This window comes from Herbaspirillum frisingense GSF30, from assembly GCF_000300975.2.
Lineage (GTDB): Bacteria > Pseudomonadota > Gammaproteobacteria > Burkholderiales > Burkholderiaceae_D > Herbaspirillum > Herbaspirillum frisingense.
This window is the reverse complement of the sequence record NZ_AEEC02000013.1, coordinates 24,463-38,588: the sequence shown is the minus strand read 5'-3', so window position 1 is coordinate 38,588 and position 14,126 is coordinate 24,463. Positions and strand designations below refer to the sequence as shown.

Sequence of the window (14,126 nt, the reverse complement as noted above, 5' to 3'; positions counted from 1 at the left end):
CTAGAGATATAACGATTCGTTTATGCAGCGTGTGATCAACAAGCTGGGGGCAACGTTGTCGGCATCGCTCACGCTGATGCTGGGTTTGTGCGCCACCGTGACGGTCTTCGTCGCCACCAGCCACCTGGAAGAGGATGCCGTCAACCTGGACTTCGAGCGCCGGGCCGGTCTGCGCGCCTTTACCATCCAGCGCGGGCTGGAAGAGGCGGTCCAGGTGCAGTCGGTGGTGAATCACTTCTATGCCACTGTGGGCGACCCCAGCCGCGAGCAGTTCGAGAGCTTCACCCGTCCGCTGCTGGAACGTTATCCCTATGTGCGCGCCTTCAGCGTGCAGCGTTTCGTGTCCGACGAAGACCGGCCGGTCTTCGAGGCCCTGCGCCAGGGGGCCAAGCCGGGATTCGAAATCACCACCCTGCAGGATGGTCGTCTGCAAAGCGCGCCGCAACAGGCTTCCTATCTGGTGGTGGATTATGTCGAACCTACCGCCGGCAATGAAGCCGCGCTGGGCTTGGACGTCTCCGGCAACGCCGCCATCCGGCATGCCCTGGATGCGGCCCTGGTCAGCGGCCGGCCGGCCTCGACGCTGCCGCTCCAGCTGGCCCAGTCCGGTCCCGACGAGCGCGGCCTGCTGGTGATCCAGCCGGTCTACCGGGGCGGCGTGCAGCCCACCGACCACGCGGCGCGGCGCGCCCTGCTGGTGGGCGATACCACGGCGGTGCTGGAACTCAATGGCCTGGTGCAGAAGATCCTCGACGGTGCCGGCCTGACCTCGGATCACGAGATCGGCCTGCGTATCTACGTCGGCCGGGAGGCCGAGCCGGGCAATCTGGTGTATCGCCACGACAGCACGCCGCGGGAGACGCAGTGGCTGGACCAGTTGCTCAAGCCCGGTACCCTGTTTCGCCATCCTTCCAGCACCGTCACCCGTTTCGACATCGCCGGCCAGACCTGGCACATGGAGATCAGCATCCCCCCGCGCTCGGTCTTCGCTGACCATTACGGTTCGCTGCTGATCTTGCTGGTGGGGGTGATCGCCTCGCTGCTGGGCGCGGCCTACATGCGTGCTCTGTCGATGCGTTCACACCGGGTGCAGCAACTGGTGGAAGACAAGACCGCCGAGCTGCGCACCACCAATGCCCTGCTGTCGGACGACATCAAGGCGCGCCGGCTGGCCGAGCGCGCATTGCGCCTGCGCCATCAGGCCATCGAGGCCAGTGCCAATGCCATCCTGATCCTGTCGGCCCAACAGCCTGACTACACCATCGAATACGTCAACCCGGCGTTTGCCCGCATCACCGGCTACAGCAGCGCCGAGGCGGTGGGCAAGAGCATCCGCTTCCTGGAGGGACGCGACAGCGATCCCGAAGGTTTCGAGACCGTCTGGATCGCCATGCGTGAGCAGCGCGAGCACAACGTGGTCCTGCGCAACTATCACAAGGACGGTTCGGAGCTGTGGAACGATTTCTACATCGCCCCGGTGCGCGACGAGAGCGGCGAGGTCACCCACTTCGTGGCGGCGCTCTACGACATCACCTCGATGAAGCGCTACGAAGCCGAACTGGAATTCCAGGCCAGTCGCGATACGCTCACCGGCCTGATCAACCGCCATATGCTGCGGCACCATCTGGAACAGGCCATCGGCGTGGCCGAGCGACAAAAGCAGGCCCTGTGGGTGGTGTTCGTCGACCTGGACCGCTTCAAGTTCGTCAACGACACCCTCGGCCACAAGGCCGGCGACACCCTGCTGCGCACGGTGGCCGGGCGACTGCGCGCGGCGGTGCGCGAAGCCGATACCGTGGCACGCCTGGGGGGTGACGAATTCATCATGATCCTGCCCGAGCAGGATGAGCTGTCACTGGATACGCGCAGCCTGCAACGCATCATGGATGCGGTGGCGGCACCGGTGACGCTGGGCGGGCATACCCTCTTTATGACCTGCAGCATCGGCGTGGCCTGCTATCCCAACGACGGCACCGATGGCGAGACCCTGATCAAGCATGCCGATATCGCCATGTATCGCGGCAAGCAGACCGGTCGCAACAATTTCCAGTTCTATACCCCGGCGATGAACGAGCAGGCGCTGGAACGCCTGCGCATCGAAGGCGACCTGCGCAATGCGCTGGACCACGGCGAATTCCTGCTGCATTACCAGCCCAAGGTGGACCTGGCCAGCGGCCGCGTGATCGGCAGCGAGGCATTGATCCGCTGGCAGCATCCGCAACTGGGCATGGTCTCGCCGGCACGCTTCATCGGCCTGGCCGAGGAGACCGGCCTGATCCTGCCCATCGGCGCCTGGGTCCTGCGTACCGCCTGCGTGCAGTGCCGCCAGTGGCAGTTGAAGGGGCATGAGGACATCAGCGTCTCGGTCAACCTCTCGGTGGGCCAGTTCCTGCAGAAGGACCTGGTCTCCTCCATTGCCGACGTGCTGGAAGACACCGGCCTGCCGCCGGCCTCGCTGGAACTGGAACTGACCGAGAGCCTGATGATGACCGATGTCGAGCACGCCATCGGCATCCTGGCGGGGTTGAAGAAGCTCGGCGTGCGCCTGTCCATCGACGACTTCGGCACCGGCTATTCCTCGCTGGCCTACCTGAAACGCTTCCCCATCGACGTACTCAAGATCGACCGCTCCTTCGTGCGCGACATCACCATCGACGCCGACGATGCCGCCATCACCGCATCCATCATTTCGCTGGCACGCCACCTGAAGCTGCGCGTGATCGCCGAAGGCGTGGAAACCGACGAACAGCTGGATTACCTGCGCCACTACGGTTGCGACGAGATCCAGGGCTACCTGTTCAGCCCGCCGGTGCCGGCCGACAAGTTCGAGCAGATCCTGCGCGAGGAACGGGTGATGCTGTAAGCGCGCCGGCGCTGTCGTGGCCGGTACTGCGCATCACCTTCAGTGGTGTGCGATCCAGGCCAGGATCACGGCGATGGTCGGCAGCGAGAGCGTGGTAGAGATCAGGATGGCGCGCGACATGGCCGTCACTTCCCGCTGATACAGCTCGGCCAGCATGAACGGCCCGGTGCCGATCGGCATGGCCGCCAGCAAGACCGCACTGTCTGCCCACACCCGGGGCAGGGGCAAGATCCAGTAGGCCAGCACGGCCGTCACCGCCGGTTGCAGCAGCAGCTTGAAGGCCACCAGCAGCCACACCGGCGCGCCCTCGCCACGCTGTACCGGCTGCGCCAGGAACAGCCCCAGCGACACCAGTGCACAGGGGCTGGCCGCGCCCCCCAAAATCTTGAACAACTGCTGCACCCCGCTGGGGATGGTGGCTCCGCTCAGGGCCACTGCAATCCCCGCCACCGGCGCGATCATGATGGGATTGCGCAGCAGCGAGCGACCCACCTTGAGCACCGTCTGCCCCAGCCCGGCCTGGGCATGCAGACAGGTCTCCAGCAACACGATGGCCACTGCGAAGAGCAGGCAGGCTGTCATCATCATTGCGATCACCGAGGGCGGCAGGCCATCGCGGCCGAAGGCCAGGTAGCACAGGGGAATCCCGATGAAACCGACATTGGCGTAGGAGCTGCCCAGGCTGTCGATGATGACGTCGGCCGCCGCCGCCTTCTGCCGCAGGCGCAACCATGCGGTCAGCAGGAACACCAGTGCCACGCCCGCCGCAAAGACGCCGATGAAGCGCAGGTTGGCGAAGTCGGCCGCTGTCAGTCGCGACATGGAATCGAACAGTAGGGCCGGCAGCGCCAGCCAGATCACGAAGCGGTTCAGCTCGCTGGCCGCGCCGGCCGACAGGATGTTGCGGCGACGGCAGATCCAGCCCAGGAAGATCAGTGAAAAGATCGGAAAGACGATATTGAAGATGGCAAGCATGGCTGGGCGCAGCCGTGCTGCGAGCGAATGAAGGTGAGGGTGAAGTGGTCAGGCCTGCCTGCCGGCCTGGCCTGTCTGTTCTCTTTGTTCTCTTTGTTCAGTTTGTTGTGCGCCATCCAGCGCCCGCGCCAGGTGTCCGGCCGCGCCTTCGGCATGCTCGCGCGCCAGCTTGTCGGCCAGCGCCGGCTTGCCCTCCAGCACGGCCTGCAGGATCGCCTCATGCTCGTCCCACACCATCTGGTGCGAGCGCACATCTCCGGCCAGGATGGCACCCATGGCGCGGCGGATGTGCTGCCAGTGCAGGGCGGTGGTCTCGGCGATGACGGGATTGCCGCTGCTGCGATAGAGGAACTGGTGGAAATCCATGTCGGCCCGGATGCGCGCCGACAGGTCGTCCATGTCCGGCAGGGCGCGGGCCGCCGCGATCAGGGCCAGGCCCTCGCTGGCCGTGGCGGTGCGGCGGGCCGCATCCTGCTTGCAGTGCGCGGCACAGTCGCGTGCGGCCAGGCCGTCCAGGACCGCACGCACCTGGTAGAGCTGCAGCAGCCGCTGCGGATCCAGGGCGGTCACCATCACCCCCTTGCGACCGGCATCAGTGATGAAGCCCTCGCGCCGCAGGATCTGGAACGCCTGCAGGATGGGCTGGCGCGACACGCCCAACTGTTCGGCCAGGCCTTCCTGCGTGATCTTGCTATTGGGCGCCAGCGTGCCGGTGCAGATGGCATCCAGGATGGCGTGGTAGACCTGTTCGATGAGCTGGGCGGGGGCGGCAATCTTGAGCATTGCGTGTAGGTTTGCTTTTTCTGTGTTCTGTATGCAGATTATGGAGAGCGGTGGGCTTTGTCAAGGCGCAAGGTCTGCGCAGGCGGGCGGCGTAGAATGGCGGCCTTGATCGATCCCGCTCCTGGATGCCCCGAGAATGCCTGCCTGCCCCCTCCAACCTGCCTCCCCGGAATTGCTGGCCGCCTGGCGTGCCGACGCCGCGCAAGCTGCGCCCGGCCCGGTGGCGATCCCTGATTGCCTGAGCGAGCAGTCCACGGCCGTGGTGCTGGACCTGCATTTCGGTCTGGGCCATGCCTTTTTCGCCACCTGGCATGCCTTCGCGCGACAGCGGGCGCAGGGGCCAGTGCAGCGCCTGCATTACATCGCCATCCTGCCGCACCCGCCGACGGCGGACGCCCTCCATTCAGATTTGACTTATGCACAGGCCTTGCGCGAAGCCTGGCCCTTGCCGCTGCCCGGCACGCACCGGCTGCTGCTGGACGAGGGCAGGGTGGTGCTGACACTGATCTGGGGCGCACTGGAAGAAGAGCTGGCGCGGCTGGAGGCGCCAGTCGATCTGTTCTACCTGCATGCCGATCCGCAGCGCTTCGACGCCGCTGCTCCGCCCTGGCATGCGCACGCTTGCAAACGGCTGGCGCGCCTGGCCTGGACCGGCGCTCAGGCCATGGTGTGGGGGATTGACGAGGCGGCATCAGTGGCCTTGACGGCGGCAATGCGCCAGGTCGGCTTTTCCGTTCACCCACGTGGCCCGCTTGGTGACGACGTATTGACCTTGCGCTACGCGCCGATGTGGGCGCGTCCGGCTTCGCATGTGGCCACCAGCGATACCCCGTTGCAGCGTCACCCGCGCCAGCCCCGTCATGCACTGGTGATCGGCGCCGGCCTGGCCGGCACGGCCATCGCCGAACGTCTGGCCGCACGTGGCTGGCGCATCGATCTGGTGGATGCCGGGCCGGACGTAGCCACGCGTGCCTCCGGCAATCACGGCGGTCTCTTCATGCCCGCGTTGGCACGCGACGACAGTCCGCTGGCGCGCCTGACGCGTGCGGCCTTCCTGTTCGCAGCGCAACGCTGGCAGGCACTGGGGGGCGTGGGCTTGGAGGAGGGCGCGGCCATCACCGGTGAATGCTGCGGCATCCTGCAGTTCGGGCGCGATGCCAAGCAGGCCTGGTCCTTCGAACAGGGGGCGCAGCAATGGCAGTACCCCGCCCGTTATGCACGCTGGATGTCGGCTGCCGAAACGGCTGCTGCGCTGGGCATGCCGACCATGGGCGGGGGCTATTTCTTTCCGGAAGCAGGCTGGTTGCATCCGCCCTCGGTCTGCCGCCGCCTGCTGGCGCAGGCCAGTTCACACGGACAGCTTGCCACCCACTTCGGTCGCGCCGTGGCGCGCCTGCAGCGCGAGCAGGCGAGCGCGCAATGGCAGGCGCTGGATGCAGCGGGCAGCGTGATCGCCCAGGTGCCGTTGGTGATCCTGGCTGCCGGGGCACAGGCCAGGGCGCTGGCCCAGGCGGCCGACCTGCCACTGAACGCGGTGCGCGGCCAGGTCACGCATCTGCCGGCGCAAGGATTTCCCGACCTGCCGTACGCCCTGTGCGGTGACGGCTACCTGACCCGGCCCTACGCCGGGCAAGTCTGCATGGGTGCCAGCTACGACCGCTTCGACGATCCCGTCTTGCGGGTCGACAGTCATGCCGACAATCTCGACCGTCTGCGCCACATGCTGCCGCAGATCGACCAGCACCATGGGCAGCCGGGGTTGCCGGATGCCGCCGATCCCGATCTGGGCGGGCGGGTCGGTCAGCGCTGCATCGCGCCCGACCGGCTGCCGCTGGTGGGAGCACTGCCGGGGCAGGATCCGGGGCTCTACGGTTTGCTGGGCTATGCGTCGCGGGGCCTGATCTGGGCACCGCTGATGGCGGAACTGCTGGCGTCGATGATCGAGCGCGAGCCCTTGCCGCTGCCGCGTGATCTGGTGGCGGCGCTGGACCCGGCTCGTTTTGCGGGCTTGTCAGCCGGTGCGTTCGACGCGATCAACGCGCCCAGTGACCCGGAATGAAGTGCCAGCCGCCGCCCGGGCCTTGTTGCCAGTGGGCCGGCTCATAGCGCGCATAACCGCGGCGCACGCGTTCCCAGTGGCCACCCACCCAGACGTGGCGGTGACCGTTCCAGGCCCAGTAGCCCGGTGCCCAGGCATAGCCGTGGCGGGGCGGCGGGGCGACTTCATAGCGCGGGGCCGGTGGTGGCGTGCCGATGCGCACATCCACGCCCACCACCTGCGCCTGGGCGGCGGGGGCGGCGGCCAGGGTGGCGCCCAAGGCGGAGAGGGTGGTGACAAAGGCGAAGGCGATGCGACTTGTTGTGGTTTTCATCATGGACTCCTGTAATGGACAGCATGGTGGTGGATGCAGCGCGTCGCTGTGGTCGCGCCGTGAAGCCACTGTAGGAGCCGCTCTTCTTTAAGACTGTAATGTTGTGTTTCCAGTTGTTTCCTGGTGTGGGTGTGCGCTGCGCCGGCATGGGCGCGGGCGCAGCACTGCATCCGGCTGCCGTAACAACTCCGGGCAGATTGATACTTTGCGATACCGGCTTGATCAGCGCCGGGCCGGTTCAGTCACTTCAGCCACCTTGCCACGTGCTGCCCGCACATAGCGCTGCTCCACCACCCGGCTGCCCCATTGCTCCCCGGGCGACTCCTCGGCCAGCGTGAAGCCTGCCGCCAGATACAGGTGGCGCGCCGCATCCAGCCCCTGGAAAGTCCACAGGTAGCATTCGAATCCGTGCGCATCGACAAATGCCATGGCCTCCTCCAGCAGGCGCCGGCCCACGCCGGCGCCGCGCAGGCTGTCATCGACGATGAACCAGCGCAGGTGGGCCACCCCGCTGGCGGGATCACCATCGATGACGATCGACGCCAGGGTGCGTCCCTGCTCCACATGCGTCCAGAGTTGCTTGCCGGCGACCGGTAGCAGCTGGGCGAAGGCCCCCAGTTCACTACCCACCTTGTGCTCGAAGAACACGCCGAAACCGGCCGCCTCGGCGTAATAGCGCGCATGCAGGCTGGCGATGTCGCCGATGCAGCCGGGCTGGTAGCCGAGGCACAACGGTATCGGCTGCTTCTCTTGCGAGGCTGCGGCGTTCGGGTTTTCACGCGACAGGGCCTGCGAATACAGCGCCAGTGCGCGTAGCAGGCCTTGCTGGTCTTCCGGCACGATCCGCCGCAGCGCTGCGGAGACCTGGTCGGTGGCGAACTTGTCGATCTTCTTGCGCAGGGCCTGCCCGGCCTCGGTCAGCGCCAGGCTGAAGGCCCGCCCGTCAGCTTCCAGTGGCGTACGGCGCACCAGGCCCAGGGCTTCCAGCTTGGCCAGCTGGCGGCTGGTGTTGGACTTGTCCAGATACAGCAGCTCGCCCAGATCGCGCGCCTGGATGCCGGGATTGAGCCCGATCTCGATGATGGCGTGCACCGCCGAGGGCGCCATGTCGCTGCCGGCCAGCGTGCTGCGCATGAAGCCCAGCTCGCGCACCAGCTTGCGGGAGAGCTCCCGCAACTGGCGGATGGTGTGTTCCCGTGACGGTAGCTGCAGGCCGTCGTAGTCCATGGTGTTCTCCCGGTTCAGTCATATGGTTGCGATATGCAATCAATGTACGACCAGATGATTGCGTAGTGCAACCAGTTTTGCGGGCCGCCCGCCAGGCTGTCTCGCGCGCGCAACTGGCGTTGGGCGGCGTCGGGTTGGGGGCGGCCAGCCTGCTGGAGTAGAATGTCGCCTTTCGCGCAGCCCGCCCGCCGTGACCCTACCGGCCGCCGTGGCGCGCCACCTCCTGCATCCCCAGCCTTGTTGAAAGTCTCCGCACATGTTGCGCATCTCTGAGCTAAGCCTTCCGTTGAATCATACGGAAGATGAACTGAACGCCGCCATCCTCGACCGCCTGGGCATCCAGGCCGACGAGATGCTGTCCTTCACGCTGTTTCGGCGCAGCTACGATGCCCGCAAGAAGACGGCCATCACCCTGAACTACACCATCGACGTCGCGCTCAGGAACGAAGCCGAAGTCCTGCAGCGCAACGCGAAGAAGACCAATGTCGGCCCTACGCCCGACACTTCCTATCATTTCGTCACCCGCGCCCCGGCGACCCTGAAGAAGCGCCCGGTGGTGATCGGGTTCGGGCCGTGCGGCCTGTTCGCCGCGCTGATCCTGGCCGAGATGGGCTTCAACCCCATCATCCTGGAACGCGGCAAGACCGTGCGCGAGCGTACCAAGGACACCTGGGGCCTGTGGCGCCAGCGCGAGCTCAAGCCCGAGTCCAACGTGCAATTCGGCGAAGGCGGTGCCGGTACCTTCTCCGACGGCAAGCTCTACAGCCAGGTCAAGGACCCCAAGCATTACGGTCGCAAGGTGCTGTCCGAATTCGTCGCCGCCGATGCGCCGCCGGAGATCATGTACGTTAGCAAGCCCCACATCGGCACCTTCCGTCTGGTCAAGATGATCCAGCTGATGCGTGACAAGATCGAGAAGCTGGGCGGTGAATTCCGCTTCGAACAGCGGGTCGAGGATGTACTGATCGAGGATGGCCGCATCCGTGGCCTGACCCTGGCCACCGGGGAACAGATCGAGGCCGACCATGTGGTGCTGGCCATCGGCCACAGCGCCCGCGATACCTTCGAGATGCTCTACGAGCGCGGTGTCTACATCGAGGCCAAGCCGTTCTCCATCGGCTTCCGCGCCGAACACCCGCAGTCGCTGATCGACAAGTGCCGCTTCGGTCCCGGGGCCGGCCATCCCATCCTGGGCGCGGCCGATTACAAGCTGGTGCACCATGCTTCCAACGGACGTTCGGTGTACAGCTTCTGCATGTGCCCGGGTGGCACGGTGGTGGCGGCCACCTCCGAGCCAGGCCGGGTGGTCACCAACGGCATGAGCCAGTATTCCCGCAACGAGCGCAATGCCAACAGCGGCATCGTGGTGGGCATTTCGCCGGCCGACTATCCCGGTCATCCGCTGGCCGGCATCGCCTTCCAGCGCGAGTGGGAAAGCCGCGCCTATGATCTGGGTGGCAGCAACTACGACGCGCCGGCGCAACTGGTGGGTGACTTCATCGCCAATCGTCCCTCGACGCAACTGGGCAGCGTGGAGCCTTCCTACAAGCCGGGCGTGAAGCTGGGCGACCTCAATCCTTCGTTGCCGAGCTACGCCATCGAGGCCATCCGCGAAGCGCTGCCGGCCTTCGAAAAGCAGATCCGCGGCTATTCCATGCACGATGCCGTGCTGACCGGTATCGAAACGCGCACCTCATCGCCCATCCGTATCAAGCGCGACGACCATAGCCTGCAGAGTCTCAATACCAAGGGTCTGTATCCGGCCGGTGAAGGTGCCGGTTATGCCGGGGGCATCATGTCGGCCGCCATCGACGGTATCCGTGTGGCCGAGGCGCTGGCGCTGGACATGGTGGCGCAGGCCTGATTGTCGGACCGCCCATGCAAAACGCCGCTCCGGTTGCCCGGAGCGGCGTTTTTCGTTTGCCTTGCTGCGTATTGCCTGACGCGTTGGCTTGCTGTCTGGCTTACTTCTTGGCGCGGGCCGAGGCGACGGTCTTTTCAGCTGCAGCCGTGAATTGCTTGGTGGCGTTGGCCAGGTTGGCTTCCAGCGTTTCCACAGCCTGCTTGGAGTTCTTGGACAGTTGCTCGTAGGCAGCGTTGGCGTTGGTCAGGGTGGCCTTCAGGATGGACACGGCCTGTTCCGAACCCGGGGGCGCATTCTTGCTGATCTCGTCGATCAGGGCCGACAGCTTGCGGCTGGTTTCGGAAATCTGGGCTTCGGCCGCCTTGGTGAATTCAGCCTGGGTCGAGGACACGATGCCGGCCAGGTGACGGCTGTAGGCGGTGGCCTTCTCGGCGCCCGGCTGGGCTTGTGCAGCGGCCAGCGACAGCAGTTCCTGCGGGTCCTTGGCGGCCGCCAGCTGCTTGGCGGCGGCGGTGGCTTCTTCCAGGGTGGCCTTGGTGGCCGACAGGTTCAGTTCAACGATCTTTTCCACGCCTTCGAAGGCCTTGGCGGTCAGGTTGTTGATGAGGTCCAGGTGGGCTTGCAGGTTGGCCTTGGTAGCGGCGGAAAACTGATCTTGGTACGAAAACATGTTCATCTCCTAGGTGATAGATATGACAAATGAGCTTGCCGACGAGCGTGACGATCAAACAATCGGCTTTCGAGAGCGGCTTTCGACCAGAATCAACAAACAATCATGATTTGTGCGCCGCAACAATTCCTATTTTATGCACTTCTTTGGTGAAATCAAGTGTTTTTTGTGCGACGCACAAAAATAGTGGCGAGGTCGTTGAAATTATGCCACGCCGCGCCCGCAGCGGCTTTGCGGGCGATCAAGCCGAACGTTCGGTCGTTTTCTCCGGCTGCACCTGCGTATGGCCGCTGGGCAGGTCATGCACCACGATGCCGGCATCGGTCTCGCTAAAGGCACAGCCCTTGCCCAGGGCGATGGCGCGCAAGCCATCCTGATAACCCTGTTCCCAGCGCCATAACACGGAGCCACGGGCGAAATTGACATCCTTGGAAGCCATGTTCCAGTCACGTCCTGCATAGGCCAGCCGCACGATGTGAATGGTACTGTCGGCGCCGAGCTCGGCCATCATCTGCTTGTCTTCCTGGGTCAGCATTTCACGCGGCAGCCGCTTGTAGAGCGCATGGGCGGCGCGGCGCAGGTGGTACTGCTGCAGGTAGGCATCGATGTGGCGCTGCGAACGCGAGGCGAAGGTGACGTCCTTCTCGCGCGTCTGCACCTCTTCCAGGGTACGCGGTTCGGGACCGTCGGCATGCCACAGGTCCACCATCATGCACAGCAGGTTGGTGCGGGGCTCATCGTTGAGCACGGCTTCCAGCGGCGTGTTGGAATACAGGCCACCGTCCCAGTACAGCTCGCCGTCCACCCGCACCGGTGCGAAACCCGGGGGCAGGGCGCCGCTGGCCATGACGTGTTCCGGCCCCAGGGGTTGTTCGCGGGAGTCGAAGTTGACCAGCGTGCCACAGGTGACCTTGACCGCCGCCACCGTCATGCGGATGCCGGACTGGCTGTTGAGGTAATCGAAATCCACCAGCCGCGACAAGGTCTCGCCCAGCTCGGCGGTGCTATAGAAACTGGCGTCCTCGGGTGACACCGGCAGGCCCAGCGAAAAGGCATTGAGCGGGCGCGGCCGGAAGAAGCCGGGTGCACCCCGCAGGAAGGTATCCAGCGTAGTCACGCGGGTGGCCCAGGGGCGCAGTGCATCGGGCACCTGGCGCAGGTCGAACAGGTCGGGGTGGGCCACCGTTTCCCAGAACTCGCGCAGACGGGCGATGCGGGTCTCGCGTGGGTTGCCGGCGATCAGGGCGGCATTGATGGCACCGATCGAGGTCCCCACCACCCAGTCCGGCGTGAGGTCGTGCTCGTGCAAGGCCTGATAGACACCGGCCTGGTAAGCCCCCAGCGCGCCGCCGCCCTGCAGCACCAGTGCCACGCGCGGCTTGACCGCCGGCACGGCGGACCGGCTGGCGGGTTTGCGGGGAGCGGACGGAGCTGTCTGTTCGGGGTCCTTGCGCATCGTTCATCCTTTCAGGGAGTGCCTGTCACCGCCAGGGCGACCACATCGTCAAGGAGTCTAGGATAGCGCGCTTACGGGAACGTGACCGGACCAATATGCAAGTGCCGGCAAATGCCCGGCGGCACCGATCAGCTGGCCAGCCAGGCCTCGATCAGTTGACGTGCCTGTGCATCGATCTGTTCCAGGTCGACCTCATGACGGCGATGGAAGATCATCAGCGCGTACAGCCCGGCGAGGGCATTGACTTCGGGGGATAGTGCGCACTCCTCTCCGCTGGCCGGACGCTGCTGGCGCCAGTAGTTGATTGCATCTTCGAGTTCGGTGAGGGTGAGCATGGCGGTGATTCTTGATAAAGACTTAAGCTGAAACGTCGGCGCATTCTAACGCATTTCGCCCCCGAATACTGGTTGGAAATACAGTGCTGACGCGCTTGCCGGAGGGCATCAACCCCGGGGGCGGGCGCTGACTGCGCCAGTGGCAGCATGCGAAAAGCAAACAAGCACATGCGTAATGCTTCGTTCGGATTCACAGGTCGCTTTGCTCTAATGAACGTCTGCTGACGCAAGGCTTGCGCCACCGGTCTCCCATTTTCTACTGAGCTGGCCCCGACCCTGCCCTGACTTCCCCCGAACCTGATCGCCCGCCATGACCCAGACTGCCGCTGCTTCCGCCACCCTGCTCGATACCCTGCCGCCGCCCTCGGCGACCTCCACCCGCCTGGTCGCCCGCATCCGCGACGAAGCCGAGGCGCTGGCCGCTGCCCGCAAGTTGGCCGAGGATTTCCGCCGTGAAGCCGGCCTGCGCGACCGTGAACGCAAGCTGCCCTGGGACGAGCTGGAGCGCTACGTGCGTTCCGGCCTGTGGGGCATCAGCGTGCCGCGTGAATACGGTGGTGCCGGTGTGTCCTATGGCACGCTGGCCGAGGTGATCGCCATCATCTCCGCTGCCGATGGCTCGCTCGGACAGATTCCGCAGAATCACTTCTATGCGGTGGAGCTCATCCGCGTCAACGGCAACGAAACGCAGAAACGCTTCTTCTTCGAGCGCGTGCTGCAGGGCGACCGCTTCGGCAATGCCCTGGCCGAACTGGGCACCCGTACCTCGCACGAGCGCAAGACCAGCCTCACACGCAACCCGCACGGACCGGGCTACCGCATCAACGGTCGCAAGTTCTACGCCACCGGCGCACTCTATGCCGACTGGGTCCCGACCTCGGTGATCGACGAACAGGGCGTGCAGCAACTGGCCATCGTCCCGCGCCATGCCGCCGGCCTGACCGTCATCGATGACTGGTCCGGCTTCGGCCAGCGCACCACCGGCAGCGGCAGTGCCGTATTCGACAACGTGCAGGTCCCGGCCGACGCCGTGATCGGGTTTGCCTCGGCCTTCACGCGCCCGACCCAGATCGGCCCGCTGGCGCAGATCCTGCACGCCGCCATCGACCTGGGCATCGCCCGCGCCGCCTATGCCGACCTGCTGGAGTTCGTGCGTACCCGTTCGCGTCCCTGGATCGACAGCGGTGTCGAACGTGCCGGTGACGATCCGTTGACCCTGCGCGAAGTGGGCGACCTGACCATCCAGCTGCATGCCGCCGAGGCATTGCTGCAGCGTGCCGGTGACCGGCTCGACACCGCTGCGGCAGAGCCGACCGAAGACAGTGTGGCCGCTGCCTCCATCGCCGTGGCCGAAGCGCGGGTCTTGACCACCGATGTCTCGCTGGCCGCCGGCAGCAAGCTCTTCGAACTGGCCGGTTCGCAGGCCACCCTGGCGGAGCACAACCTCGATCGCCACTGGCGCAATGCCCGTACCCACACCCTGCATGATCCGGTGCGCTGGAAATACCACGCCATCGGCAACTACGTGCTCAACGGCCAGAAGCCACCGCGCCACGGCGCGCTCTGAGCCATCCGGGAGCC

At 65.5% G+C, this 14,126-nt stretch carries 11 protein-coding genes; 4 read left to right on the top strand and 7 right to left on the bottom strand.

Annotated features, from left to right (window positions below; translation table 11 throughout):
• Window positions 1–22 precede the first annotated feature (22 nt).
• Window positions 23–2,863, top strand: a complete 2,841-nt coding sequence (locus HFRIS_RS10985; RefSeq protein ID WP_006463411.1) for a bifunctional diguanylate cyclase/phosphodiesterase — start codon at window positions 23–25, stop codon at window positions 2,861–2,863.
• 39 nt (window positions 2,864–2,902) lie between these two features.
• Here HFRIS_RS10985 and HFRIS_RS10980 read toward each other — a convergent pair whose 3' ends face one another.
• Together HFRIS_RS10980 and HFRIS_RS10975 are read right to left on the bottom strand one after the other, a co-directional pair.
• Window positions 2,903–3,838: an AEC family transporter gene (locus tag HFRIS_RS10980; protein ID WP_006463410.1), complete on the bottom strand. Its 936-nt coding sequence runs from the start codon at window positions 3,836–3,838 to the stop codon at window positions 2,903–2,905.
• 48 nt (window positions 3,839–3,886) lie between these two features.
• Entirely contained in the window at window positions 3,887–4,621 is a 735-nt protein-coding gene (locus tag HFRIS_RS10975; protein ID WP_006463409.1) for a GntR family transcriptional regulator, read from the bottom strand.
• Between the two features lie 136 nt (window positions 4,622–4,757).
• Here HFRIS_RS10975 and mnmC1 point away from each other — a divergent pair, with 136 nt between their 5' ends.
• Entirely contained in the window at window positions 4,758–6,680 is a 1,923-nt protein-coding gene (gene mnmC1 / locus HFRIS_RS10970; protein ID WP_006463408.1) for an FAD-dependent 5-carboxymethylaminomethyl-2-thiouridine(34) oxidoreductase MnmC1, read from the top strand.
• Here mnmC1 and HFRIS_RS10965 read toward each other — a convergent pair.
• Window positions 6,655–6,993 carry a YXWGXW repeat-containing protein gene (locus HFRIS_RS10965; RefSeq protein WP_006463407.1) on the bottom strand — a complete coding sequence of 113 codons (339 nt, stop codon included), beginning with the start codon at window positions 6,991–6,993 and terminating at the stop codon, window positions 6,655–6,657. The two genes, mnmC1 and HFRIS_RS10965, sit on opposite strands and share 26 nt — an antisense overlap.
• Window positions 6,994–7,215: 222 nt before the next feature.
• Entirely contained in the window at window positions 7,216–8,220 is a 1,005-nt protein-coding gene (locus tag HFRIS_RS10960) for a helix-turn-helix domain-containing GNAT family N-acetyltransferase (protein WP_006463406.1), read from the bottom strand.
• Between the two features lie 256 nt (window positions 8,221–8,476).
• Here HFRIS_RS10960 and HFRIS_RS10955 point away from each other — a divergent pair, with 256 nt between their 5' ends.
• The gene (locus HFRIS_RS10955) at window positions 8,477–10,084 is read left to right on the top strand and encodes an NAD(P)/FAD-dependent oxidoreductase (RefSeq protein ID WP_006463405.1); all 1,608 of its coding nucleotides are present in this window, start codon (window positions 8,477–8,479) and stop codon (window positions 10,082–10,084) included.
• 100 nt (window positions 10,085–10,184) lie between these two features.
• On the opposite strand, the gene phaP is transcribed toward HFRIS_RS10955, so the two are convergent.
• The 3 genes from phaP to HFRIS_RS10940 all read right to left on the bottom strand — a co-directional run bounded on the left by phaP (window position 10,185) and on the right by HFRIS_RS10940 (window position 12,545).
• Window positions 10,185–10,754 carry a TIGR01841 family phasin gene (phaP, locus tag HFRIS_RS10950; RefSeq protein WP_006463404.1) on the bottom strand — a complete coding sequence of 190 codons (570 nt, stop codon included), beginning with the start codon at window positions 10,752–10,754 and terminating at the stop codon, window positions 10,185–10,187.
• Between the two features lie 241 nt (window positions 10,755–10,995).
• The gene (locus tag HFRIS_RS10945; RefSeq protein WP_006463403.1) at window positions 10,996–12,210 is read right to left on the bottom strand and encodes a patatin-like phospholipase family protein; all 1,215 of its coding nucleotides are present in this window, start codon (window positions 12,208–12,210) and stop codon (window positions 10,996–10,998) included.
• Window positions 12,211–12,338: 128 nt separating this feature from the next.
• Window positions 12,339–12,545 carry a DUF3717 domain-containing protein gene (locus HFRIS_RS10940; RefSeq protein WP_006463402.1) on the bottom strand — a complete coding sequence of 69 codons (207 nt, stop codon included), beginning with the start codon at window positions 12,543–12,545 and terminating at the stop codon, window positions 12,339–12,341.
• Between the two features lie 310 nt (window positions 12,546–12,855).
• On the opposite strand from HFRIS_RS10940, the gene HFRIS_RS10935 reads away from it, so the two are divergent.
• Window positions 12,856–14,112 carry an SfnB family sulfur acquisition oxidoreductase gene (locus HFRIS_RS10935; RefSeq protein ID WP_006463401.1) on the top strand — a complete coding sequence of 419 codons (1,257 nt, stop codon included), beginning with the start codon at window positions 12,856–12,858 and terminating at the stop codon, window positions 14,110–14,112.
• Window positions 14,113–14,126: the final 14 nt, after the last annotated feature.